General features: G+C 63.6%; 23 protein-coding genes. 11 read left to right on the top strand and 12 right to left on the bottom strand.

Translation table 11 applies throughout. The features are described from left to right. Positions 1–43 precede the first annotated feature (43 nt). The 10 genes from K0P03_RS22475 to K0P03_RS22430 form a co-directional block, all read right to left on the bottom strand. Complete coding sequence (locus tag K0P03_RS22475) at positions 44–1585, bottom strand: ABC transporter ATP-binding protein (RefSeq protein WP_024270985.1); 1542 nt, start codon at positions 1583–1585, stop codon at positions 44–46. Between the two features lie 56 nt (positions 1586–1641). Further along, positions 1642–2631: a BMP family lipoprotein gene (locus tag K0P03_RS22470; protein WP_023517464.1), complete on the bottom strand. Its 990-nt coding sequence runs from the start codon at positions 2629–2631 to the stop codon at positions 1642–1644. Between the two features lie 306 nt (positions 2632–2937). Beyond that, positions 2938–3933: a LacI family DNA-binding transcriptional regulator gene (locus tag K0P03_RS22465; RefSeq protein WP_051758733.1), complete on the bottom strand. Its 996-nt coding sequence runs from the start codon at positions 3931–3933 to the stop codon at positions 2938–2940. Between the two features lie 452 nt (positions 3934–4385). Further along, positions 4386–5453, bottom strand: coding sequence for a 4-oxalomesaconate tautomerase (locus K0P03_RS22460; RefSeq protein WP_023512338.1), 1068 nt, complete (start codon positions 5451–5453; stop codon positions 4386–4388). 98 nt (positions 5454–5551) lie between these two features. Then, entirely contained in the window at positions 5552–6058 is a 507-nt protein-coding gene (locus K0P03_RS22455) for a tripartite tricarboxylate transporter TctB family protein (protein ID WP_023512339.1), read from the bottom strand. Then, on the bottom strand, positions 6055–7044 hold the full coding sequence (locus K0P03_RS22450) for a tripartite tricarboxylate transporter substrate binding protein (RefSeq protein ID WP_023512340.1): 990 nt from the start codon (positions 7042–7044) through the stop codon (positions 6055–6057). The genes K0P03_RS22455 and K0P03_RS22450 overlap by 4 nt, the downstream gene beginning before the upstream one ends. 26 nt (positions 7045–7070) lie before the next feature. Beyond that, entirely contained in the window at positions 7071–8585 is a 1515-nt protein-coding gene (locus K0P03_RS22445) for a tripartite tricarboxylate transporter permease (protein ID WP_023512341.1), read from the bottom strand. A 1-nt stretch (position 8586) separates the two neighbouring features. Beyond that, positions 8587–9471, bottom strand: a complete 885-nt coding sequence (locus K0P03_RS22440; RefSeq protein ID WP_023512342.1) for an NAD(P)-dependent oxidoreductase — start codon at positions 9469–9471, stop codon at positions 8587–8589. A 47-nt stretch (positions 9472–9518) separates the two neighbouring features. Beyond that, positions 9519–10193, bottom strand: a complete 675-nt coding sequence (locus tag K0P03_RS22435; RefSeq protein ID WP_023512343.1) for a 4-carboxy-4-hydroxy-2-oxoadipate aldolase/oxaloacetate decarboxylase — start codon at positions 10191–10193, stop codon at positions 9519–9521. Next, positions 10190–10924, bottom strand: coding sequence for a PIG-L deacetylase family protein (locus K0P03_RS22430; protein WP_024270746.1), 735 nt, complete (start codon positions 10922–10924; stop codon positions 10190–10192). The genes K0P03_RS22435 and K0P03_RS22430 overlap by 4 nt, the downstream gene beginning before the upstream one ends. A 111-nt stretch (positions 10925–11035) precedes the next feature. Between K0P03_RS22430 and K0P03_RS22425 the strand changes: the two genes are divergently transcribed. Next, a complete protein-coding gene (locus tag K0P03_RS22425; RefSeq protein WP_023514315.1) occupies positions 11036–12271 on the top strand; it encodes a LysR family transcriptional regulator in 1236 nt (411 codons plus the stop codon). A 37-nt stretch (positions 12272–12308) separates the two neighbouring features. Here the strand turns inward: K0P03_RS22425 and K0P03_RS22420 are convergent, their stop codons facing one another. Continuing rightward, on the bottom strand, positions 12309–13214 hold the full coding sequence (locus K0P03_RS22420; RefSeq protein ID WP_024270745.1) for a LysR family transcriptional regulator: 906 nt from the start codon (positions 13212–13214) through the stop codon (positions 12309–12311). Positions 13215–13323: 109 nt separating this feature from the next. Between K0P03_RS22420 and K0P03_RS22415 the strand changes: the two genes are divergently transcribed. From K0P03_RS22415 to speB, 7 genes are all read left to right on the top strand, one after another. Beyond that, on the top strand, positions 13324–14319 hold the full coding sequence (locus tag K0P03_RS22415; protein WP_023514965.1) for an ABC transporter substrate-binding protein: 996 nt from the start codon (positions 13324–13326) through the stop codon (positions 14317–14319). 76 nt (positions 14320–14395) lie between these two features. Next, entirely contained in the window at positions 14396–15178 is a 783-nt protein-coding gene (locus K0P03_RS22410) for an ABC transporter permease (protein ID WP_023514964.1), read from the top strand. 8 nt (positions 15179–15186) lie between these two features. Next, on the top strand, positions 15187–15957 hold the full coding sequence (locus K0P03_RS22405; protein WP_023514963.1) for an ABC transporter ATP-binding protein: 771 nt from the start codon (positions 15187–15189) through the stop codon (positions 15955–15957). Continuing rightward, on the top strand, positions 15954–16709 hold the full coding sequence (locus tag K0P03_RS22400) for an SDR family NAD(P)-dependent oxidoreductase (RefSeq protein ID WP_023514962.1): 756 nt from the start codon (positions 15954–15956) through the stop codon (positions 16707–16709). Before K0P03_RS22405 ends, K0P03_RS22400 begins: the two co-directional genes overlap by 4 nt. After that, positions 16703–17410 (top strand): SDR family NAD(P)-dependent oxidoreductase, encoded by a 708-nt coding sequence (locus K0P03_RS22395; RefSeq protein ID WP_023514961.1) that lies wholly within the window; start codon positions 16703–16705, stop codon positions 17408–17410. The genes K0P03_RS22400 and K0P03_RS22395 overlap by 7 nt, the downstream gene beginning before the upstream one ends. Positions 17411–17421: 11 nt before the next feature. Continuing rightward, the gene (locus tag K0P03_RS22390; protein WP_272790700.1) at positions 17422–18192 is read left to right on the top strand and encodes a creatininase; all 771 of its coding nucleotides are present in this window, start codon (positions 17422–17424) and stop codon (positions 18190–18192) included. A 9-nt stretch (positions 18193–18201) separates the two neighbouring features. Beyond that, entirely contained in the window at positions 18202–19173 is a 972-nt protein-coding gene (speB, locus tag K0P03_RS22385) for an agmatinase (protein ID WP_023514959.1), read from the top strand. An 85-nt stretch (positions 19174–19258) separates the two neighbouring features. Here the strand turns inward: speB and K0P03_RS22380 are convergent, their stop codons facing one another. Continuing rightward, positions 19259–20338: an ABC transporter ATP-binding protein gene (locus K0P03_RS22380; RefSeq protein WP_023514958.1), complete on the bottom strand. Its 1080-nt coding sequence runs from the start codon at positions 20336–20338 to the stop codon at positions 19259–19261. Positions 20339–20439: 101 nt separating this feature from the next. Here K0P03_RS22380 and K0P03_RS22375 point away from each other — a divergent pair, with 101 nt between their 5' ends. Genes K0P03_RS22375 through K0P03_RS22365 form a run of 3 tightly spaced genes read left to right on the top strand, consistent with a single transcriptional unit; the run spans position 20440 to position 23330 of the window. After that, a complete protein-coding gene (locus K0P03_RS22375) occupies positions 20440–21126 on the top strand; it encodes a GntR family transcriptional regulator (RefSeq protein WP_023514957.1) in 687 nt (228 codons plus the stop codon). After that, on the top strand, positions 21123–22103 hold the full coding sequence (locus K0P03_RS22370) for an alpha/beta hydrolase (RefSeq protein WP_023514956.1): 981 nt from the start codon (positions 21123–21125) through the stop codon (positions 22101–22103). The genes K0P03_RS22375 and K0P03_RS22370 overlap by 4 nt, the downstream gene beginning before the upstream one ends. A 24-nt stretch (positions 22104–22127) precedes the next feature. Beyond that, complete coding sequence (locus tag K0P03_RS22365) at positions 22128–23330, top strand: ABC transporter substrate-binding protein (protein ID WP_023514955.1); 1203 nt, start codon at positions 22128–22130, stop codon at positions 23328–23330. Positions 23331–23349: the final 19 nt, after the last annotated feature.

Genomic DNA, 23349 nt, shown 5'->3' with positions numbered 1-23349 from the left:
CCGCGAAATCGACGATCTGCTTTATGTTGAGAACGCTGGCCACCTAGGCTCTCCCTTGATCTTCTTGCGTGACACCGGCCATGAGCAGTCCCAGTTCGCGCTCCGAGGCATCCGGGCTCGCTTCCCCGACAATCGCACCATCGAACATGACGAGGATGCGGTCGGAGAGCGCTCTGATCTCATCGAGTTCCACGGACACGAGAAGGATCGCCTTGTTCTGCTCGCGCAACTCGATCAGCCTGCGATGGATGAATTCGATGGCACCGATATCGACACCCCGTGTCGGCTGGCCGACCAGCAACATTTCGGGATCGTGCTCGATCTCGCGCGCCAGCACGATCTTCTGCTGGTTCCCGCCTGAAAAGAGCGAGGTGCGAAGATCGGGATTGGGCGGACGTATGTCGTAGTCGGAAATGTAATCCTGCGCGTAGTGCTGGAGCTGCGACCGCTTCAGCATCGGGTTCGTGCCGAATTCCGGGCGCCGATGATAGCCGAGACTCGCATTCTCCCGCAGCGGGAACGACAGGATGAGACCGATGGCATGTCTGTCCTCGGGCACATGGGCGACCCCAGCTGCACGGCGCTTGAACGGGTCGGCGGCAATCTCCTTGCCGTTGAGAAGGACCGTACCGGAATCCGGCACACGGTTGCCCGCCAGCGCCTCAAGAAGCTCTGTCTGGCCATTGCCGGCAACCCCCGCAATGCCGACAATTTCCCCGGCACGGACTGAAAGCGAGACGTCCTTGACCATACGCACGCCGCGCTGATCGCGAACGTTCAGTCCCTTCACGTCGAAGACAACCTGTCCCGGCCTGGAAGGTGATTTGTCGACACGCAGCAGGACCCGCCGGCCGACCATAAGCTCCGCGAGGCTCTCCTTGGTGATGGTTGCAGTCGGGGCGGTGGCGATCAGCTCGCCACGCCGCATCACCGACACCGTGTCCGTCGCATCCATGATCTCGCGCAGCTTGTGCGTGATGAGGATGACGCTCTTGCCCTCATCGCGAAGCCGCCGAAGGATCCGGAACAGATGATCGGCCTCGCTTGGCGTCAGCACACCCGTCGGCTCGTCAAGGATCAGGATTCTCGCCTGGCGATAGAGTGCTTTCAGGATTTCCACACGCTGCTGGACGCCGACGGGAAGGTCTTCCGTGATCGCCTCGAGATCGACCTGCAGCTCGTATTCCCTTGCAAGGCGCTGAAGTTCGAGGCGCGCCTTACGCCGGCTGGAGGGCAGAAAGGGGCCCTCTTCCGCACCGAGGACAATGTTCTCCAGAACCGTGAAGTTCTCGACGAGCTTGAAATGCTGGTGGACCATGCCGATGCCATGGGCGATCGCCGCACGGCTGTCGGGAATCCCGACGTCCTTGCCATCGATGCGGATCGTACCGGAATCGGCCTGATAGAAGCCGTAGAGAATGGACATCAGGGTCGACTTCCCGGCGCCATTCTCGCCGACGATGCCATGAATGCTGCCGGTCTTGACCGAAAGGGTCACATCCTTGTTCGCAACGACCGAGCCAAAGCTCTTGCCGATACCGATGAGCTCCAGAACATTCTGCGCGGAGCTGATTTCTGCCTTCATGACTCCCTCCAGACGGCCTCGACCGGGCGAGCGCCGAGGCGCCCGCCCATTGCCCCTTAAAGGGGGCACTTGTCGTCCGACATGTAGTCGTGGACCTTGAGGGTGCCGGCGGCGATGTCTTCCTTCGCCTTCTTGGCCGCAGCCTCGACATCCCCAGTGATCAGGCCGCGGTTGTGCTCGTCCAGCGCCCAGTCGACACCGTTTTCCGCCAGCCCCAGCGAGTGCACCCCGCCAGTGAACTTGCCGTCCTTGGCATCCTTCAACGCGTTGTAGACCGCAACATCGACGCGCTTGACCATGGAGGTCAGCATGACGCCGGGATGCATGTAGTTCTGGTTGGAATCGACGCCGATCGCGAACTTTCCGGCATCCGCAACCTTCTGGAGGACACCGATACCCGTTCCGCCGGCCGCAGCGAAGATCACATCCGCCCCCTGCCCCATCTGAGACGCCGCGATTTCGCCGCCCTTGACCGGGTCGTTGAAGGCAGCATTCGTCGTGCCGGTCATGTTGCGGATGATGTTCGTCGCACCACCGGCGGCCGCGCCCTGCGCATAGCCGCAGCCGAACTTGCGGATGATCGGGATATCCATACCGCCGATGAAGCCCACCGCCTTGCTCTTGGAGGAAAGCGCCGCGATCAGGCCGACCACATAGGAGCCCTGCTCTTCCTTGAAGGTGATGGAGCGAACATTGGGCAAATCCACAACATCGTCGAGCATCACGAAATCAGTGTCGGGGAACTCCCTGGCGACCTTGGCCAACTGGTCCTTGTAGCCAAAATTCGTGACGATGACCGGGCTGAAGCCCCGGCTTGCGAAGTTGCGAATCCCCTGCTCCGCCTGGGAGTCCGCCTGCGCTTCGAAATCGCGGTAGCTGGAGCCGGTGTCCGCCTTGAACTTTTCCGCACCTGTATAGGCCATCTCGTTGAACGACTTGTCGAACTTGCCACTCGTTCCGTAGACGATGGCCGGATTGAAGTCGGCAGCGGTCGCGCCGGTCGTCATTGCCGCCAATGCGACTGTCACCATCAGATGTTTCAGCATTGTCATTCCCCTCCCTGGAGGCCGGAGCATGCAGCACCGGCGAGGCTGATCGTAATGTCTATACAAATGACGACCAGGATATCTGTTGTCAATCAGATTCTGGTCGTTTTCGCTTTAGTTAAACGTGTACCTAAGCGTAGGTAAACGTGTACTTTGATAAAACCCGCCTCGTCAAGGCCTCCTAAAGCGCGCGCTAAACAACCTTGTCTGGAACGGGAAAACGGCACGATTTCGCATTCGCCGCGGCCTGCACGGCGCCACCTCGGAACGGCTCCTGAACGCCGTCTCGATCTCCTGTACTTTCAGCTATGTCGTGGTCCGGCTGACGACCGTGGGCATGATCGTTATGGCATCGCCCTTGCGGTCCGGATTGTCGAGGAAATCGATGAGGGCATTGGTGGCAACGCGCCCGGAATGTGCAATGCGCCTGTCCACCGTCGAGAGCGGATGCTCAAGCAGCGGAGAGAGGTAGATGTTGTCGAAGCCGATTACCGCGCAATCTTCCGGCACGCGCCTGCCGCGCTCACGCAATGCCACCATCGCACCAATCGCCAGCATGTCGTTCATGCAGCAGATCGCGGAGAAATCGGTGCGATCAAGCAGATCCAGTGTCGCCTGATGGCCAAACCGATGCTGGAATTCCTTGCAGCGGATCAGTTCCGCATCGAAGGGGATGCCGGCCTCGGCCAGCGCATCCTTGTAGCCCGAAAGGCGGATCTGCGTGTTCGACCGATGCGGCGCGCCGCTCAGGAAGGCGATGCGGGTATGACCTTTCTCGATCAGATGGCGTGTCGCCTGCAATGCGCCGCACCGATAGTCCGTATCGACCGTCGCTACGAGCCCCTCCACCGGACCGATCTCCCGGTCCATGCAGACAAAAGGGATACGAAGGGCATCGAGAAGCTCTGTATCGGGAATGACGTCGCTGGCAGCAAGCAGCACCCCATCCACACGATGCCCGCCGAAGGAGGTCAGGTGTGCCGTCTCGATTTCCGCTATGCCCTCGGAATTGCAAACGAGAGTCGTATAGCCGCGCAGGCGGGCCGCATCGTCGCACGCCCTCACCAGTTCGGTGAAATATGGATTGAGGATATCAGGAACGATGATGCCGATGACATGCGATTTGCGCGTAACGAGCGAACGCGCCAGCGAATTCGGCGTGTAGTTCAGCTCCCGCGCAAGCGACAGCACTTTCTGGCGTGTCTCGTCCCCGATCACCGAATCCTTCCGGTTCAGGACCTTCGACACCGTTGCCGTCGAAACGCCGGCCTGCCTAGCAATGTCCTTGATCGTAACTGCCACGTGCCCCACCGCTGCCGGCCTATCGCATCCGCCATCGACGAATCCAGACACCCCGTCTAGCCCGCGACCGGCTTGAATGTCCAGCCGCAGGAGCGGCGACTGCGCTGGCAGGAACCGAAATGCTGGAGGCCGGTCCATCGCCGTCAGCAAGACGAAGGCGAGCTTCCGGAAGAGCCCGTGCTTCCACAGCCAGCGACCTATTGAGACAGGAACGCAACCTGGATCGCTGCGAGATTGGCGCACATCACGCTGGCGACATCGGCGGCCGCTGCCCCGGCAGTCGAAAGCCGGAGCGACCCAAGCTCCTTCGCGACCTTTGAAAGCCCAGGCTCCGGCTCCACATGAAGCGACACGCCTGGCACACCATTATCCTTCAGCCAGATTGTCACCACGTCCCGGGGACGCAAGCAGCATTTGAAAAGATGGAGGCGACCGCGCGAGGCGATGGAGCGCTATTCCACGAACACCCGGCCGTCGGAAAGCTTGCGAGCGGTACGCAGGAACGAGCACTCGCCCAATCCTCCGGGAGCCTTACCGTCCAGCCGCAGGAGAATTTCCATATTGCCGCTCGGGTGCTCGACGGCAACTGTCTTGGCGTCCCCTTCTGGCAGCACGGCAAGGGCGGCGGCAGGGCTTTCGGGGAACATGCAGGCCGTTGCCACGCTAAGTGCGCCGAACACTCCGATGGACGCATGAACGCGGTGGGGAATGAAGCTGCGCGTCATGATGGCTCCGCCACCCGTCGGCGGAGCGACGAGCGTCATCTTGGGTACGGACTTCTTTTCGACATCGCCGAGATTCATCAAGGGACCTGCGGCGAGCCGGATGCGTTCGATACGTGCTTTGGCGTCCACGTTCGCCTCCAGTTCCTCGCGGCTTTCATAGCCCGTCAGGCCGAAATCCGCGGCACGCATCACGACGACGGGCATGCCGTTGTCGATCAGCGTGCAGGTGACGCCGTCGATTTCCGTCGCGGCCGAGCCGGTCGGCAAAAGGGCCCCACAGCTCGAACCGGCGGCATCCGTGAAGGCAAGGTAGACGGGTGCCGACGATCCCGGCACGCCGTCGATGCGCGCGTCGCCGGCATAGACGGGCCGGCCGGCCTTCGTGCGGATGCGCGCCACGGCGGATTGCGCCGTGTTCTCCATGTAGATGTGAACGGTGGTTTCACCTTCGTCGGCCTGCACCAACCCGCGCTCGACGGCAAAGGCGCCGACGCCGGCGAGGATGTTGCCGCAGTTCTGGCTGTCGCTGACGAGCGGCTGGTCGACAAAGACCTGAAGGAACAGGAAATCGACATCGAAGCCCGGCCGCGCCGAGGCCCGCACTACGGCCACCTTGCTGGTCAGGGGATCCGCACCGCCGATGCCGTCGATCTGGCGGGGATCGGGCGAACCCATAATGCGCAGAAGCAGCCGATCGCGCTCCGCCGGGTCCGAAGGCAGGTCATCGGCAAGGAAGTAGGCCCCCTTCGACGTGCCGCCTCTCATCATCATGCAGGGGATGCCATCCGCCGTCATGTCCGTTTCTCCTATCGGTCGAGGGCATCTCCAGCCGGAGCGGCACCGCTTCGGCGTCGGAGAATGCGGTAAAAATCAAGGAACCGGAGCACGCCCGGTCAGGGAAGCGGCAGCTCCAGCAGCTTGCCGAACAAGCCCCAGGCGATCAGCCAGAAGCCGCCCCCCGTCGCAACCGCCCGCACCAACGGCTTTTCACCGGGGAAAAGCAGTGTCGCAACGCCTGTGCCAATGCCGAGACAAAGGGCGAGCCCGATCCAGTTCGCGCTGAGCACCGCTGCGACGAAGAGGCCGAGCAAACCTGTCACGCGCGCTATGTCGATCCGCTCGCTCGCCCCGCCGAGATCCACGCCGCGCAACACCTGCACGAGATAGACCGCCGAGACGACAAGACCGAAGATAGACACCTGCATCGGCAGCGAACCCGGCCCGACATCGCCCCGCGAATGGCCGGCCGGAAGCGCAAGGCTCATGAAGAGAAAGCCCGCATTCCACGCCAGTGACACACAAGCGGCCACGAGGTTCTGCCAGAAGTGCCGGCGGGGCGCCTCTCCCCCCGATGCGGGGGAGAGGTTCGAGCCCGGAACAACCGAAGCCTGGTTGGTCATTGGGCGTATCCGTTCGCCTTGAGGAATTCGAGCTGGTTGGCGAGATCGCTTTCCGCGCGCTTGGTGAATTCCTCCTCCTTCCAGTCGGGGCTATCCTGGAATTGTTCGGTCTGGAACTTCTTCCAGTCCTCGGAGGCCGTAACCTTGTCCACGGCCGCCTGGATCGTATCGACGACGTCATCCGGCGTTCCGGCCTTCACGGCGATACCGCGCCAGACCGCCCCCTCGATGTCGTAGCCGAGCTCCTTGAAAGTCGGCACGTCGGGCAGGAAGTCACTGCGCTTCTCGGTGGAGATGCCCAGAAGCTTGATGTCGCCGCTCTTGACCTGCGCCAGGCCGGTCGAGGGGGTCATCATCGCCGCGTCGATGTGTTTGCCAAGCAGGGCGAGCGTCACCTTGCCGGAAGCGTCGTGCGGGATCCAGCCACTCTCGAAGCCGCCCGCCTTCATCAGCTGGTAGAGCATGTACTGGTGGAAGCCGCCGGGCGCATGGCCGCCGACCTTCAGCCCGTTCGGATTGTCCTTCATGTGCTTCACGAAGTCGCCGACCGACCTGTAGGGACTATCGGACAATACGGCCAGCGAGGACGGCTCAGACTGCATGGCGCGCAGCATGCGGAAGTCCTTGAGTTCGAAGGGAATGAGTCCCTGGGCGATGCCGAAGGTCAGCGTTCCCGTAAAGACGAGGATGTTGTAACCGTCCGCCGGCTGGGTCATGATCTGGGACACGCCGACGGCACCGCTGCCGCCCGGCCGGTTGTCGACCTTCACGGTCCAGCCGGACTCCTTTTCCAGGAGTTCGGCAAGCTTGCGGCCATAGGTATCGAGCGCCCCTCCAGCGCCCGCCCAGACCACCAGTGTCACGGACTTTTCCGGGAAGCCGGCGGCGGCGGCAGGGCCCGGCAGGGCGACGCTCGAAAGCGCAAGCGCCAGTCCAAGAGCAGCCCCTGCCATGCGCGTGCCGAATGTTCTTCTGTTGATCGTCATGTCTTCTCCTCCAGTTTGTTGAGTATCTAGCGCAAGGCGCCGTTTGCGGTTTCGTCGAGCCGGCGCATGCGGCGTGCCTGGAGCCGGCGCCACAGCGGTGTCAGCAGGCTGACGAGGCTGAGAACGAGGAACAGCAGGCTGACGGGATCAGTGATGAAAATCGTGTAATCGCCCTGCGAGGACACCAACGCGGTCCGGTAGTTCGATTCCACGAGATAGCCGAGCACCATGGCAAGGATGATCGGTGCGACAGGGAAGCGCAGCTTCTTCATGAGGTAGCCGACGACGCCGAAGCCGAGCATCAGATAGACATCGAACATCAGGTTGCGGATGGCGAAGGCACCGAGCACGGCAAAGGCCATGATGCCGACGGCGATCACCGCATCCGGCAGGCGCATCACCCGCGCCATCAGGGGCAGAAACAGCGAGCCCGCGGCATACTGCACCAGCGATGCGATGATCGTGCCAAAGAGGATCGCATAGACCAGCGACGGCGCTTCGGTGAAGAGCTGGGGTCCCGGATGCAGGCCATGCATGATCAGCGCACCGACCATGATGGCGGTCGTGGGTGAACCCGGCACACCGAGTGCGAGCAGCGGAACGAGCGCACCGCCGACCGTCGCGTTGTTGGAGGCTTCCGGGGCAGCAATGCCGTTGGCCGAGCCATGGCCATATTCCTCCGGGTGCGGATCGCGCGCCCGGGCATAGTCCCGCGCCACCCAGCAGGCGATGTTGCCGCCGACGCCGGGCAGGATGCCGAGCAGGGTGCCGATGATCGAGCCCGACAGCATGGAGCGCCAGGTCTCCTTCCAGAGCGCGCCCGACATGAAGACATGACCGACCTTGTCCTTGATGATGGGCGCTGCGGCAACGCGGCTCTCGATCATGACGAGCGCCTCAGAGACGGCAAAGAGGCCGATGAGCGCGGCAAGGAAGGGGACGCCTTCGTAGAGCTCGAACAGGCCGAAGGTGAAACGCGGCGTGCCGGCAATGGGATCGATCCCGATTGTCGCCAGTGCAAGCCCGAAAGCGGCGCAGACCAGGCCCTTCACCAGCGAACCACCGGACAGGGCTGCCACCGAGGTGAGGCCAAACACGCCGACGGCGAAGTAGCCCGCCGGGCCGAACTTCAGGGCGAGCGAGGCAAGCGGCATGGCCAGCAGCAGCAGGGCCAGCCCACCAAAGACACCCCCCACGGTCGATGCGGTCAGCGAGATCGAGATCGCCTCGTTGGCCTTGCCCTTGCGCGCCATGGCATAACCATCGATGGCGGTCGCGGCCGCCGCCGCCGTTCCGGGTGTCGAAAGAAGGATTGCGCTGATCGACCCGCCATATTCGGCCGAGGTGTAGAGCGAGATCATCATCAGCATGCTCAGCTCTGGGCCGAGATTGTAGGTGAAGGGGATGAGGAGGCTGAGCCCGATCGACGGGCCGAGGCCCGGCAGGGCGCCGATCACGATTCCGAGCAGAGCGCCGACGATGAGGACCGCCAGACCCGAAAAGCTGAAGATGACGCCGAGCGACTGGAGAATACCGTCCATCTCAGAGATCCTTTGCCACGCGGCGCGCCATCACCGGCACGAAACCGCGGTATCCGTCGGCCACGGCAAGGCCCTGGTCCTTCATCGCCGCATGGGCGGCGGCGATGGTCTTGCAGGCGGCCCGTGACATGGAAGCCTCCAGGCCGAACGATTCGATCGTCTCGGCCGCTTCGGTCATCTCGGTCACGCGGCGCGCGCCGTGCTCGAAGGTTCGCGATAGGTAGTAGTCCGCCACCTGTCGCCAGTCGAGCCCGGGAAAGGTTTCCTGCACGGAATCAAGGATGCGCTCGGTCACGCCCGCCCGCTCCGCGGAGGATAGCGCTTCGATCAACAGCGCTTCCACGCCCTTGATCATGACCGAGCGAATCATCTTCAGCGACGAGGCCTGGCCCGGCGTCTCGCCGACGACCTCCAGATTCATGCCGAGCGCGTTCAGCCGTTCAGCCGCCTCGCCCGCCCGTGCGCCGGCGACGAGGATCGGCACCTTCTCGGCATAGGGAGGGACGCGAGCCATGACGGCCCCTTCGACGAAGCTTCCCCGGCCGATCGCGATTTCCCCGGCGGCAAGCGCCTTGGTGTCGGGGCCCACCGAATTGAGATCGATGAAGATCGCCCGTTCGGAGAGATGCGGTGCTGCCGAAGCGGCGACGGCCCGTGTCGCAGAGCCGACGACGAGCGACAGGACGACATCCGCCGTGGCAATGCCCGCGATGTCGGCAAGCGGCTCCACACCGCGCTGCGCGGCCCGGTCAAGCAGGCCGGCGGACGCCGCCGGATCTGCAAAGCGCAGATCATAGGCTGCAAGCTTTGCAGCCTTGCGACCAGCAAGGCCGCCGGCGATGGATTGCGCCGCCTCGCCGAAGCCGATGAAAGCAATCGTGGTCATTCGTCCTCCCTTGCGGAAAAAGGTTCCTCCCCCTTTCCCGGCTTCGATCAATCGAGGTAGGTCAGCCCCTTGGCCGCCAACGCCTCGCGCATCCTGTAGATGTCGAGCCCGAGTTCACCGGCAGCGAGCCGCACGCGTGTCTGCTGCTCCTTGTCGAGCCGCGCTCGCGAGGCCTGAAGCGCCGCCTCCGCCCCGGCCTTCGGAACGATCATCACCCCGTCGTCATCAGCGATGACGACGTCGCCGGGCGCGATCGCGGCACCGGCGCAGACGATCGGAACGTTGACGGAGCCCAGCGTCGCCTTGACCGTGCCTTGCGCAGACACGAACCGCGACCAGACGGGAAAGCCCATCGCCTCAAGCTCCGCAACATCGCGAACACCGGCCTCGATCACCAGGCCGCGCACACCGCGCACCTGAAGCGAGGTTGCGAGCAGTTCGCCGAAATAGCCGGCATCGCAGGGCGAGGTCGGGGCAACGACGAGAATGTCGCCCTCCCGGCACTGCTCCACAGCGACATGAATCATCCAGTTGTCCGCCGGTGGAATGGAGACCGTCACCGCCGTACCCGCAATGCGCGCGCCGCGCCAGATCGGACGCATATGGGACTGCATCAGGCCGATGCGCCCCATGGCCTCGTGCACCGTCGCCACGCCGCATGCCGCAAGACCGTCGACGATGTCGAGCGGTGCACGCTCGATGTTGCGATAGACCACGCTCATGCCAGCGCTCCATGACCGAGCGTGCCCGTCACATGCGGAAACACCGCTTCATAAGCCTCGCCATGGACAATCTTGTGATCCGAATTGCGTGAAGCCTGCACGCCGCGCTGCAGGGCAACCCGGGTATAATATTCCCAGAGGTGCTCCTGCCCCTCCATGCACTTGATTGCTGCCAGTTTCCTCTCCCAGTCCGCACTGATATCCAGCAGGAAATTGGGCTTCCAGTTGCACTGTTCGGGCTGGTGCGGCTCGAAGAGGTAGACGGGCGGCGCGCCAAGCACCGGCACCTCGGGCTTGTGGCCATGCGCCTGCGCGATGACCCGCGCGTGCTGGGCGAACTCGGTCGCCATCGGATGGTCGAAATTGTACGGGTCCTGCCGGGAATGCGTCAGCATGAACTCCGGTCGGAGCGCACGATAGAGATCGACAAGCCGATCGAAGGCTTCCGGCGTGACCTGCATCGGATAGTCCCCGAGATCGTAGAACTGAATATCATGGACACCGAGGGCCCGCGCGGCGTTTTCCGCCTCGCGGCGGCGGTCCGCCTTAACGGCTTCGAGCGTCATGCCGGGCTTGCGCCAAAGCTTTGCCGACTCGCCCCTTTCCCCGAACGACAGGCAGACGACAGTGATGTCGTAGCCCTGCCTTGCGTGCGCCGCGATCGCGCCACCGGCCCTCCAGACGAAATCCGCCGAGTGTGCGCTGACGACGAGTCCGGTCTTGTTCTGCATATCCATGCTCCTCAAATTTTCGAGGCAACACTGGCATCGATCGTATCCCAAGTGCTAATACGAAAGCTGTGCCGTGTTATAGCTTTTTGCGAATCTGATTCTAGAGATTGCATGATCGCCACCGACCTCAACCTCCGCCACTTGCGCGTCTTCATGCAGGTCTGCGAGATGGGCAGCCTCAACCGTGCCGCTGCGCAGCTGAACGTCTCCCAGCCGTCTGTCACGGTGGCGCTGGCCGGCATCGAGGCCCGCTTTGGCGCACGGCTCCTCGACCGCTATGCCGCCGGCAGCCAGCCGACGCCGGCTGGCACGGTGCTGCTCGCCCGATTGCGCCGCATGGATGACCAGCTCACTGCCGCCCTCGGTCAGGCGCTCGGCGCCAGTTCACAGCGCGACCCGGCCCTGATCTCCAAGGCGCTGGTGCGCATCGGCTTTCGCCAGATCGAGGCGCTGATCGCGCTTTCCGGCAGCGGCTCCATAACGGAAGCCGCCCGCAGCGGCGGCAGCTCGCCGACCGCGCTGCACCGGATCCTCCACGAATTGCAGGCGAATGTCGGAAAGACGATCTTCGTGCGGGGTCCGAGCGGCGTGGCGCCGAACGCGGTCGGGCACAGGCTTGCCATGCGGTGGCGCGTGGCACTGACCGAACTCGAACAGGCCGTTGACGAACTGCGGGAACTCGAAGGCCGTATGGAGGGGCGCATCAAGATCGCAAGCCTGCCGCTTGCTCGCACCTTGCTGCTCGCCCGCGCGATCAACCCGCTGCTGGCAGCCTATCCCAATGCTCGGATCGAGATCGCCGACGGCTCCTATGAACTCCTCTCCCAGCAATTGCGCATCGGCGCGAGCGACATTCTCATCGGCGCGCTGCGCTCGGGAAGCGATCTTGCCGGCCTGAGGACGGAGGCACTGTTCGACGATCCCTATGCAATCGTCGGCCGGCCGGGTCACCCGCTCCTCGCAGGTGGCGCGACGGGCGCCTCACTCGACGATCTCGCAAAACAGGAATGGGTGGCCCAGCGGCCGGGTACACCCATCCGCGCGGCCTTCGATGCCCTGTTCGAAGGTTCGTCCGCGCCGCCGCGCGCCAGCATCGAAACCAGTTCGCTCGTCCTGACCCGCGCCATCATCCTGGAAAGCGATCGCCTGTCCATGCTCTCCCGCCGGCAGATTGCCATCGAGGAACGCGAAAACCTGTTGAGCCTCATCCCCGTCGCAGAAGATGTGCGCGCACGGCTCGGCATGCGCACCATCGGCATCACGATGCGTGAAAACTGGCTGCCAAGCGGGCTGCAATCCCGCTTTCTCGAGCATCTAAGACGCCAGCCGAGTTTCCCCGATTTTTGAGATCAGAGAGGCGATGCCGGCTCGGCTATCCCCTCACTCACGGTCCATCGTTTTTCGCGATGCGAACTGCCTCCAGGAAGGCCAGGATGATCGGGCTGGAACCGTTCTGCGTGCGGTAGGCGATGCGATGCATCGAGGAAAAATCGAAGCTCGCCGGCTTCAACGCGCGAAGACGGCCCTCCTTCACCCAGGGCGCGGCAAAGTGGCAGGGCAGGAAACCGATGAAATGGCCCGACAGGAGCATCATGGCCTGCCCCTCCATTTCCACCACCGACGCGCTCGCGCGCGGATGGCCGACCAGATAGAGATCGTCGAAGTAGCGGTAGCGCCGAACGGAGAAACGGCTGTTCTCGATATCACGCAGGTCGATGTCGCTGTCCTTCTTGCCAAAGAGCGGATGCTTCGCCCCGCAATAGAGCGAATGGGGCTCCGACGTGAAGTCGATATAGGTGACGCTCGGGGCTTTCTGGGAAAACGGGCCGATCGCAACGTCGAGCTCGCCATCGGCAACCATCTGCTCCAGCTCCGAAGGCGTTCCAAGCGTCAGCTCGATGAAGACATCCGCACCACCCGCCAGCAGGCGGTCGATGGCGCGATGCAGCCCAAGCTGCTCGCTCGTATAGATCCCGTCGGAAGCCCCGACCCGTAGCCGCCCCGAGAGATTTCCCGTGGCGGAACTGACGCGCAGCGTGAAATTGTCGAGGTCGAGGAACAGTTTCTGCGCCGCATCATAGGTCGCCTGGCCGATCTCCGTCAGCCGGAACTGCTGTTTCCCGCGAAAGCACAACTGCGCGCCAATGCGCTTTTCCAGCTCCGCGAGATGGGTGCTCAGCGTGGATTGCGAGAGGTTGAGCGCGATCTGCGCATCGGCAAAGCCCCGCGCATCGGCAAGGGCGACGAAGACCCGCAGCAGGCGGATATCGATATTGTCGAGCCGGCGCATTGCAAATACTCATACATCGGTAATTTTCAATGCAACATTGCAAACAATTTGATTTACTTCAATGCATGAAATGGCAAATCTGCCCCCATAACAAACAAGGGGATCGACAATGAACGCCATCTTCAAGCTGGCTGCAGCCACAGCCATGTCTCTTACGACTGTATCGGCGGCCCACAGTGCCGAGCAAATCAGGATACTCACGCCCACCTGGCTCGGCTTTGCCCCTGTGCATGTCGCCATCAAGAACGAGTGCTTTGCCAAGCGCAATCTCGACGTCACCATCCGCTTCGAAGACGACCTTGCCAATGTGATGGCCGCCATGACCCGGGGGGACATCGAGGTCCAGATGCGCTCGGTCGGCGAATATCAGGGGCGCCCGCGCGACAAGGACACGCCTGGCATCATCATCGGTATTATTGACGAATCCGTCGGAAGCGACGGCATCATTGCCGATGACAAGATCAAGACCGTCGCCGACCTCAAGGGCAAGACGATCGCTGCCGAACCCAACATCCCGGCGCGGCTGCTCCTGCAGATGGCCTTGCGGGAAGCCGGGCTGTCGCTCGCCGACCTCAGCCTCAAGGATATCGCCTCGGCGGACACCGCGGCGGTCTTTGCCGATGACAGCATCGCCGCCGTCGCCACCTACGAGCCGTTCATGTCGCAGGCGATCGCAAATTCCAGCCGCCCCGGCGCCAAGCAGTTCCTGACCTCCAAGGACTATCCCGGCCTGATCGTCGACGCGATCATCGCCCGCAACGACGATCTCAAGGCCTCACCCGAGAAGTACGCGGCCTTCCTCGCCTGCATCTACGAAGCCGTCGATTTCATCCACGCCGAACCGCAGCAGTTCGCGGAAATGGTGGCTCCCGAGTTCGGGCTGACACCCGATGAGGTGACCGGCATCGTGAAGGGCAGCCTCGCCTACACGACCCTGGCACAGGCCCGGGACTATATGGGCACCGGCGGCACGCTCGGCAAACTCGGCACCGTCTTCGATACCGTCATGGACCTGAACCTGGAGAACGGCGCAGCCGACAACAAGCTCGTGGCAAGCGAGCAGATCGACAACTCGATCATCAGCACACTGCCCGCCACTCCGTAACGCTCCGGAAACCGGAAGGCCTTTACTCGGCGCCTGCCAAGGTGCCGAGGCCCCTTCTCTTTGCCCTGGTTTGCCCATGTTCAAGAACCTTTTCGTCTTCAGAGGCCGGGCCACGCCGTTCGTGGAAGCACTCGTCGGAGCCGCCGCGGCCATTCTGCTGCTGGCCATCTGGGAGATTGCCGCCCGAACCGGACTGATCAGCCCGCAGTTTCTCCCCGCGCCAAGCCGCGTCTTCACGGCCCTGTGGAGCATGTTCACGCAGCAGTCGCTGCTCTATCACACCGGGGTCTCCGCCGCCCGGGTCTGGGGCGCCTTCCTGATTGCGGCCGTGATGGCCATTCCGATCGGCATCCTGATGAGCAGCTACCGGATCGTCGGCGCCGCCCTCGAACCGATCGTCGACTTCATCCGATACCTGCCGGTCCCAGCCCTCGTACCATTGTCGATCATCTGGTTCGGCGTCGGCGAGCCGACCAAGATCTTCCTCCTGTGGCTGGGCACCTTCTTCCAGCTCGTTCTCTTCGTCGCCGATGACATGCGCCGCGTGCCGAACGAGTTCGTCGAGGTCGCAAGGACGCTCGGTGCGAACTCCCGCCACGTCATGACCGATGTCGCGCTGCGCGCCATGGCGCCGTCGCTGGTCGACAACCTGCGCATCACCCTCGGCTGGTGCTGGACCTATCTCATCATCGCGGAGATCGTCGCCGCCGATTCCGGCATAGGTTACGTCATCTGGTCTGCGCGTCGGTTCGTCAAAACACCGGAGGTCATTGCGGGGGTCGTCGTCATCGGCCTGATCGGGCTCATCACCGACCAGCTGCTGCGCCTCGCGCACCGGCGCCTGTTCCGTTACCTGTGAGGCCGACCATGCAAGACTACCTTCAGTTCGACAACATCACGAAGGTCTTCGGGCCGGTCAACGTCGTCAGCCGTACGAGCCTTGCCATCGAGCGCACCCAGTTCGTCGTCTTCCTCGGCCCGTCGGGCTGCGGCAAGACGACCCTGATGCGCATGGCCGGCGGCCTCGATACCCCGACGGAAGGCTGTGTGCGGCTGGATCGGGAGATCATCGACAAACCCGACCGGCGGCGCGGCATGGTGTTCCAGTCCTATTCCTCCTTTCCCTGGTTGACGGTCGAAGGCAACATCGAGTTCGGCATGCGCTACAGGACGGATCTCACGAAAGAGGAAAAGACGGCCCGCACCCGGCACTATCTTCGCCTCGTCGGCCTCGAGGATTTCGCCGGCGCCTACCCGAACCGCATTTCCGGTGGCATGCGGCAGCGGGTGGCGATCGCACGGTCCCTTGCCGCTGGATCCGACGTGCTGCTGATGGACGAACCGTTCGGCGCGCTCGACGCCCTGACACGCGAGCGACTGCAGGTGGAGCTCCGGCGGATCCACAGCCGCGAGAAGAAGACAATCATCTTCGTGACGCACGATGTGGAAGAGGCCGTCTTCCTGGCCGACCGCATCATCGTGTTCTCGCGCCGCCCTGCCCGGGTGGTCGCGGATATCGATGTCGCCGCTAGGCTCGGCACCGATCGTACGCTCGAATCCCGCGAATTGCCCGAATTCTTCGCGCTGCGGAACCACGTTCTCCACCTCATTCGCAACGAAACGGGAGACATGATGTGAACCTTTCATTCCAGGGAAAAACCGTGCTCGTCACGGGGGCGAGCCGCGGCATCGGCCTGGGTGTCGCCAGGGGGTTTGCCGCCCTTGGCGGTGACGTCCACATTCTTGCCGACGACGACGGCGTGTTCGGCGCGGCAAAGGAACTCGGCGCCCGGCCCTACAAGGTCGACATCACCGACGGCGATGCCGTGCAGGACGCCTTGTCGACCATTCCGCGCATCGATGTCCTCATCAACAATGCCGGCTTCGAGCGCATGACGCCGCTCGTCTCGGAGAGCGAGCGTGTTGAGGAGGTCTTCCGACGGATCATCGAGATCAATATCATCGGAACCAGCACGGTAACCCGCCGGTCGATCGCCCGCATGCGGCCGGGCAGTACGATCGTCAACACGGCATCGATCTGGGGGCGCGTCGCCGAGGCGCAGTTCGATGCATATGTGGCCTCCAAGCACGCCATCATCGGCCTCACGAAAACCTGGGCGAAGGAACTCGGCCCGCTCGGCATCCGAGTCAATGCGGTCTGCCCCGGCTGGGTGCGCACGGAAGCATCCATGCGGTCGCTCAGCCTGATGGCTGCCGCGCGCGGCACGAACGAGGCGGGTCTTCTGGCGGACATTGTCGCCGGTCAGGCCCTCGCAGGCCTGATGGAACCCGACGACCTGCAGGAGGCCTATCTGTTCCTCGCTTCGGAACGCGCCACCAACATCACGGGTCAATCCCTGGGGGTAGACCGGGGAGAGGTGCCATGGTGAAACCGCTTGCAGGAAAGAAAGCGATCGTCACGGGCGCAGCCAGCGGCATCGGAAAAGCGGCGGCGATCGCATTGAAGGAGGCCGGAGCCGAAATCATCGGCCTCGACCGCGCGACACCGAGCCTCGATCTGGAGATATTGCGCTGCGACCTGACCGTCGAGGCGGAGGTCATCGACGCGGTCTCGCGCGCTGCCGCCCGGCTCGGCGGCCTCGATATTGTCGTCAACAATGCCGGCATCATCGAGGAGGTCCCGCTCGCGGACATGTCCGCAGAGCACGCTGACAGGATGTATGCCGTCAATGTCCGCGGCGCGATCTTCGTCGCGCGCGAAGCCCTTCCCCATCTGCCGGCGGGCGGCAGGATCATCAACATCGTCTCGGAACTGGCCTATCTCGGACGCGCGAACGCCTCGATGTACTGCGCGACGAAGGCCGCTCTGCTGGCGTTGACCCGATCCTGGGCCCGCGAGCTGGCTCCGCGCATCCTCGTCAACGCCATAGCCCCCGGCCCGACCGATACGCCGCTTCTCGATTTCGAGAACATGAGCATGGATATGAAAGCCGCCGAGACCGCCAATCCGCTCGGCCGGATCGGGCACCCCGAGGAGGTGGCGGCGAGCGTCATCTTCCTCGCGGGCCCCGGGGCGACCTTGTTTACCGGACAGTGCCTGGGGGCAAACTGTGGCGCGGTGATGCTGTGAAGGAGAGCACAATGAAGAATTCCGTATTCTGGGGCGAAATAACATGGGCCGAAATCGCCGAGAAGGTCGCCTCCGGCGCACCTGTCTTTCTGCCGCTCGGCGCGACGGAGCAGCACGGCCGACACATGGCCGTGAATGTCGACGTCGTGCTGCCGACGGCGATCTGCGAACGCGTCGCCCGGGCCGTTGGCGGCATCGTGCTGCCGACCATTCCCTACGGCAATCGCTCGCAGCCACGCTCGGGTGGCGGCCCCGCCTTTCCCGGCACGCTCAATCTTACCGCCAACACGTTCTCGCTCGTCGTCAGGGACGTGATCACCGAACTCTACCGGCAGAACATCCGGCGCATCGTCGTCCTCAACGGCCACTACGAGAATATCTGGCCGTCCGTCGAGGGGATCGAGCTGGCGCTCGACGCCATCGGCCGCGAAAAGGCCAGTGACCTCACGATCCTGCGTATGGACCATTGGGAACTGGCACAGCCTGCGACCATCGACAGGATCTTCCCGGACGGCTATCCCGGCATCGAGCTCGAACATGCAAGCGTGATCGAAACCTCGATGATGCTGGCGGTCCGCCCCGACCTCGTCGATCTTGACCGGGCGCTGCATGATGGTCCCGCGGCCTTCAAACCCTATGACCGGTACCCGAAGCCTGCCGAGGAAGTGCCGCCATCCGGGGTACTGTCCCTGACTGCCGGATCGTCGGCCGAGAAGGGCGAATGGTTGCTCGCCGACTGCGAAAGCCGGATCGTCGACATCCTGCGCCAAGAGTTCAACTAGGAAACCGCCATGCAGAACGCCTTCCACCAACCCGTCGATGCGGCGAAGGTACCACGCTTCGCCGGCCATTCGACCTTTATGCGCCTGCCGGCGGTCGAGACCGCCGTGGGCCTCGACATCGCGCTTGTCGGCATTCCCTGGGACGGCGGCACGACGAACCGCGCCGGCGCCCGCCATGGCCCCCGGGAGGTGCGCAGCGCCTCAAGCCTGATGCGCAGCACCCATCACGCCTCGAAGACCCAGCCCTTCACAATCGCCAACATCGCCGATGTCGGCGATCTGCCGATCAACCCCATCGACCTCATGGATGCGCTGAAGCTGATCGAAGGCGGCATGCGCACCGTCATCGAGGCCGGTGCGCTGCCGCTTGCCGTGGGGGGCGACCATCTCACGACGCTGCCCGTCCTGCGCGCCGTTGCCGCGTCCGGACCGGTGGGCCTTATCCATTTCGATGCCCATTCCGACACCAACGACACCTATTTCGGTGACAATCCCTATACGCACGGCACCCCCTTCCGCCGAGCCATCGAGGAAAGCCTCATCGATCCGCGCCGCACCGTGCAGATCGGCATCCGCGGCTCGATCTATGCCCCCGACGAACACGACTGGGCGGTGAAGCAGGGTATCCGCATCATCTATATGGAGGAGTTCGTCGAACGCGGCGTCGCTGCGGTGATGGCGGAGGCCCGCCAGATCGTCGGGGATGCGCCGACTTATGTCACGTTCGACATCGATTCCATCGATCCGTCGATGGCACCGGGCACCGGCACGCCGGAGCTCGGCGGCTTTTCGACCCGGGAGGCGCAGCACCTCGTGCGTCTGCTCGAGGGCGTAAACATCGTCGGCGCGGACGTGGTCGAAGTCGCCCCGCCCTTCGACCTGGCCGGGATGACGTCGCTTGCCGGTGCGACGATCATGTTCGAGCTTCTGTGCGTCATGGCGCGCCTCGTGGCGCGCAGGAGGGCAGGAGGCCGGGCGTGATCGTGCGTTTCCGGCCAGCCACACAAACGGGCGGTGCGCGACAGGCTCTGGACCATCGCCTGTTTCCGGGGCGAGAACCCCCGGCCTAGTTGATGCGCAGACCCGTTGCGGTATCGAACAGGTGGATGGCCTCCATGTTCGGCCGCACATGGATCGTCTCACCGACGCGGATCGGTGTGTTGCGCGGAAATTCGACGGTCAGCATGCGCGCTTCGCCGATTTCCACATAGCCGTAGGTCTGGCTTCCCAGCCGCTCGGCAACGGCAAGCTCACCGCTGAACCAGGCCTCCTCCGGCGGACAGGCGACAAGGTCCTCCGGGCGAATGCCGAAAACGACCTCGCTGGCGGGCATCGGCTGTCCCCCCATGCCTGCCAGCGACAGGGTGCGCTCCTTCAGGCGCAGCGCGCTGCCACTGCCGTCAGCAACGATCGTGGCCGGCAGGGTGTTCATGGTCGGGCTGCCGATGAAGCGCGCGACAAACAGGCTTGCCGGGCGATGATAGAGTTCGAGCGGCGGGCCGATCTGCTCGATCCTGCCGGCATTCAGCACGACGATGCGGTCGGCCAGCGTCATCGCCTCCACCTGGTCGTGGGTCACGTAGACGGTCGTCGCCTTCATACGGTTATGCAGCTTGGCGATTTCCAGGCGCATCTCGACGCGCAGCGCCGCATCGAGATTGGAGAGCGGCTCATCGAAGAGGAAGGCCGAGGGTTCGCGTACGATGGCCCGGCCCATGGCAACGCGCTGGCGCTGGCCGCCTGAGAGCTGCGCCGGCCGCCGTTCGAGGAAGGGCTGGATCTTCAAGATGTCGGCGGCATGCGATACCCGGCGGTCGATCGTCTCGTCAGCCGTGCCGCGCATCTTCAGGCCGAAGGCCATGTTCTCGCGTACGCTCATATGCGGATAGAGTGCGTAATCCTGAAACACCATGGCGATGTCGCGGTCGGACGGCGGCAGCGCGTTCACCACCTTGCCGCCAATATCGAGAATGCCGCCGGAAATCTCCTCCAGGCCTGCAATCATGCGCAGGAGCGTGGACTTGCCACAGCCGGAGGGGCCGACGAGGACCAGGAACTCGCCGCTTGCAATGTCGATGTCGACATCGTGGATGACTTGCAGCGTGCCATAGGTTTTCCGGATCTGCCTCAATGCGATTGCCGTCACGGTTTTCTCCTCCAAAAGGTCAACTCGACCCTTGACCTTCATTATCGATATCAATATCAATAATGATAGCAGTGACGATTGGCAACTCCGAGAGCCCGCCGATGACGTATTTTTCTACAGCCCCGAATGCCCGCAGCCCGGCCAAGCCCGCAAAGTCGGCCGCCACCTTCAATGCACTGAAGCGCGACATCATGCTGGGCGTGCTTCCAGCTGGGGCAGCGTTGACCGAGCTGGATCTGGCAGCTCATTTCGCCTGCAGCCAAGGCACTGTGCGCGAGGCCTTGCTGCAACTGCAGGAAGAGGGCCTGGTTCGCCGGCAGGGTCATCGCGGCACGCAGGTCTCCGAATGCACGGAGGCAGAGGCCGTCGAAATGTTCCGCGTGCGCCTGCAGGTCGAGTGCAGCGGCATCGTCCGGACACTCCAGGCACCCAGCCGCACGCTGGTCGGCGATCTCAAGGCGCTCTTTGCCGAAATGCTCGACGCCGCCAAGGTGGGCGACGAGCTGGAACTGGCCTCCTTCGACCGGGATTTCCATCGCCGCATCTTCCAGGATGCGCAGCTTCCGGCGCTCGATCCGATCCTGCATCGCTGCCTGGTGCACAATCACCGCTTCAAGATCTCGCGCAGCATCACCCCGCGCGATCTGGTGGCGACCGCCCAGCGGCACGGCTCGATCATCGAGGCGATCGAGAGCGGTGACGTGGCAAGGGCAAGCGCCGCCTTGCGCCACCACATCGCAACGATCGTCGATCTCGGCCCCGACGTCTTTCCGGACGCGACCCAATGAGCGCGATGCCGAACCCGTCGCAGCTGTCGCCGGAGATGGCGGCGCTGCTTGCGCGCGTCGCCGCTGAAACCGGGCCGCTGGTCGATCCGACGACCCTTCCGCCCGCCGAAGGCCGCGCACTTTCGGAAGAAGGCAACCGGCGCTGGAATGTCGACCTGCCCGCCATGGCGGCGATCGGTGAAGCCTTCGTCGCTGATGACGCAGACCTCGGCACGGGGCGGGTACGCCTCAAGGTGCTGGTGCCTCCGGGTGCAGGCACCGGCGCGATCATCTTCGTACATGGCGGTGGTTTCGCCTTCTGCAGCCCGGAGACACACGAGCGTTGCGCCCGCGTCCTCGCGCTGGAATCCGGCTTGCCGGTGCTGCTGCCGGAGTATCGCCTGGCGCCCGAACATCCCTATCCCGCGGGCCTGATGGATGTCATCGCCACGATCCGCCGCGCCTTCGTAGCCTCGGCGCCGTTTGGCGTGGTGGCCGGCCCGCTCATCGTGTCCGGCGATTCTGCGGGCGCCAATCTCGCATTGGCCGCCCTGCTGCACGAAGCGAAGAACGGACGCCAGCCAGTTGCCGGCGCTCTTCTCTTCTACGGCACCTATGCCGGTGATTTCCGCACCGAATCCTACCGGGATTTCGAGAACGGACCAGGACTGACGACGGCGAAGATGCAGCGCTACTGGCATTGGTATGTCGGCGATCGCGACGCCTCGGCCGATCCGCTCGCCTGTCCCCTGCTCGCCTCGGACGAGGCGCTTGCGGCCCTGCCACCGCTCCACCTGATGGCAGCAGGGGTCGACCCCCTGCTGTCCGACAGCATCGCACTGCACGAGCGCCTGAAGCATCTCGAACGCGAGGAAACGCTGACGGTGGTGCCGGGCGTTACGCACGGTTTTCTGCAGAACACGCTCGATCTTGCCGCCGCGCGGGAGGCGCTTCGGGCGGCAGGATCGGATGCCCGGCGTATGGCCGGTGCAAACTGAATTCGATTTTCAAAGGAGGAGACAATGAAAATCTGGAAGACACTGGCCGTAAGTGCCGCATTCGCAACGTCGCTGCTGGCGAGCACCGCATCGGCGGAAACCGTTCGTTTCTGGTATCACTTCGACAATCCGGAAAATCCGATGGCGGATCTTGTCGCGAAGTTCGAGGCTGCCAATCCGGGCATCGAGATCGAAGCGGAAAACGTTCCGTGGAACAGCTACTACGACAATCTCTACACCGCGCTCGTTGGCGGCAATGCGCCGGATGCCGCAATGGTGAAGCTCTTCGCCCAGCCGCGCCTGCTTGAAATGGGCGCGCTGGAGCCGCTGGGCGCGAAGATCGACGGCTGGGCCGGCAAGGCCGACCTGCTCGACAACCTTCTCGAGCTCAACAAGGGGCCGGACGGCCAGCAATACTACCTGCCCATCCAGTATGTCGTGCTCTATCTCTACTATCGCGCCGACCTGTTCGAAGCCGCCGGCCTGACACCACCGAAGACCTGTGACGAATTCCGCGATGCGGCCATCAAGCTCACCAAGGCACCGACGACCTACGGCTTCGGCCTGCGCGGCGGCAAGGGCGGGTGGGACCAGTGGGGCGCCTTCGTCCTGTCGCAGGGTGCCAAGCTCGAGCCGGGTGGCCTGACGACACCGCAGGCGATCGCCGCCAACCAGTGGCTGATCGACCTCTTCCAGAAGGACAAGGTCATTCCTGCGTCCGCGCCGAACGACGGCTTCCAGGAAATCACCGCGGCCTTCAAGAACGGCACGACGGCCATGACCATCCATCACGTCGGCTCGTCGAACGACATGGTCAAGGCGCTCGGCGACAAGGTCTCGGCCGTTCCGGTGCCGGAATGCGGCGGTGGCCACTGGACCTCCTATGGCGATGAATCCCTGGCGATCTTCTCTTCCTCCGAAGTGAAGGATGCTGCCTGGAAGTGGATCTCCTTCCTTGCCGAGGGCGAGAACAACGTCGCCTTCAACAAGGCGACCGGCCAGATGACCGTAACCAAGAGCGGTTCGGCCAACTGGACGCTGCATGAGCGCCGCTTCGTCGACGCCACCGTACAGTCCCTGCCCTTCGCCCATGTGCTGCCGCAGAACACCGCAACGTCGGAATTCGTCAACACGGCCTGGCAGACGGCCATGCAGCAGGCGCTGACCGGACAGATCACCTCCGAACAGATGATGCAGCAGCTCGAAGCCCTCTTCGCGCAGCAATGATCTTCCCTGGAGCGGGCGG

This window comes from Shinella sp. HY16 (assembly GCF_028534175.1).
Lineage (GTDB): Bacteria > Pseudomonadota > Alphaproteobacteria > Rhizobiales > Rhizobiaceae > Shinella.
Note: the sequence above shows the minus strand (reverse complement) of the source record. Positions and strands in the feature narration are given on the sequence as shown.

Coding starts and splice junctions, on each gene's coding strand:
- K0P03_RS22475 (WP_024270985.1), bottom strand. CDS start 1,585: ATGAAGGCAGAAATCAGCTCCGCGCAGAATGTTCTGGAGCTCATCGGT.
- K0P03_RS22470 (WP_023517464.1), bottom strand. CDS start 2,631: ATGCTGAAACATCTGATGGTGACAGTCGCATTGGCGGCAATGACGACC.
- K0P03_RS22460 (WP_023512338.1), bottom strand. CDS start 5,453: ATGACGGCGGATGGCATCCCCTGCATGATGATGAGAGGCGGCACGTCG.
- K0P03_RS22455 (WP_023512339.1), bottom strand. CDS start 6,058: ATGACCAACCAGGCTTCGGTTGTTCCGGGCTCGAACCTCTCCCCCGCA.
- K0P03_RS22450 (WP_023512340.1), bottom strand. CDS start 7,044: ATGACGATCAACAGAAGAACATTCGGCACGCGCATGGCAGGGGCTGCT.
- K0P03_RS22445 (WP_023512341.1), bottom strand. CDS start 8,585: ATGGACGGTATTCTCCAGTCGCTCGGCGTCATCTTCAGCTTTTCGGGT.
- K0P03_RS22440 (WP_023512342.1), bottom strand. CDS start 9,471: ATGACCACGATTGCTTTCATCGGCTTCGGCGAGGCGGCGCAATCCATC.
- K0P03_RS22435 (WP_023512343.1), bottom strand. CDS start 10,193: ATGAGCGTGGTCTATCGCAACATCGAGCGTGCACCGCTCGACATCGTC.
- K0P03_RS22430 (WP_024270746.1), bottom strand. CDS start 10,924: ATGCAGAACAAGACCGGACTCGTCGTCAGCGCACACTCGGCGGATTTC.
- K0P03_RS22425 (WP_023514315.1), top strand. CDS start 11,036: ATGATCGCCACCGACCTCAACCTCCGCCACTTGCGCGTCTTCATGCAG.
- K0P03_RS22420 (WP_024270745.1), bottom strand. CDS start 13,214: ATGCGCCGGCTCGACAATATCGATATCCGCCTGCTGCGGGTCTTCGTC.
- K0P03_RS22415 (WP_023514965.1), top strand. CDS start 13,324: ATGAACGCCATCTTCAAGCTGGCTGCAGCCACAGCCATGTCTCTTACG.
- K0P03_RS22410 (WP_023514964.1), top strand. CDS start 14,396: ATGTTCAAGAACCTTTTCGTCTTCAGAGGCCGGGCCACGCCGTTCGTG.
- K0P03_RS22405 (WP_023514963.1), top strand. CDS start 15,187: ATGCAAGACTACCTTCAGTTCGACAACATCACGAAGGTCTTCGGGCCG.
- K0P03_RS22395 (WP_023514961.1), top strand. CDS start 16,703: ATGGTGAAACCGCTTGCAGGAAAGAAAGCGATCGTCACGGGCGCAGCC.
- K0P03_RS22390 (WP_272790700.1), top strand. CDS start 17,422: ATGAAGAATTCCGTATTCTGGGGCGAAATAACATGGGCCGAAATCGCC.
- speB (WP_023514959.1), top strand. CDS start 18,202: ATGCAGAACGCCTTCCACCAACCCGTCGATGCGGCGAAGGTACCACGC.
- K0P03_RS22375 (WP_023514957.1), top strand. CDS start 20,440: ATGACGTATTTTTCTACAGCCCCGAATGCCCGCAGCCCGGCCAAGCCC.
- K0P03_RS22370 (WP_023514956.1), top strand. CDS start 21,123: ATGAGCGCGATGCCGAACCCGTCGCAGCTGTCGCCGGAGATGGCGGCG.
- K0P03_RS22365 (WP_023514955.1), top strand. CDS start 22,128: ATGAAAATCTGGAAGACACTGGCCGTAAGTGCCGCATTCGCAACGTCG.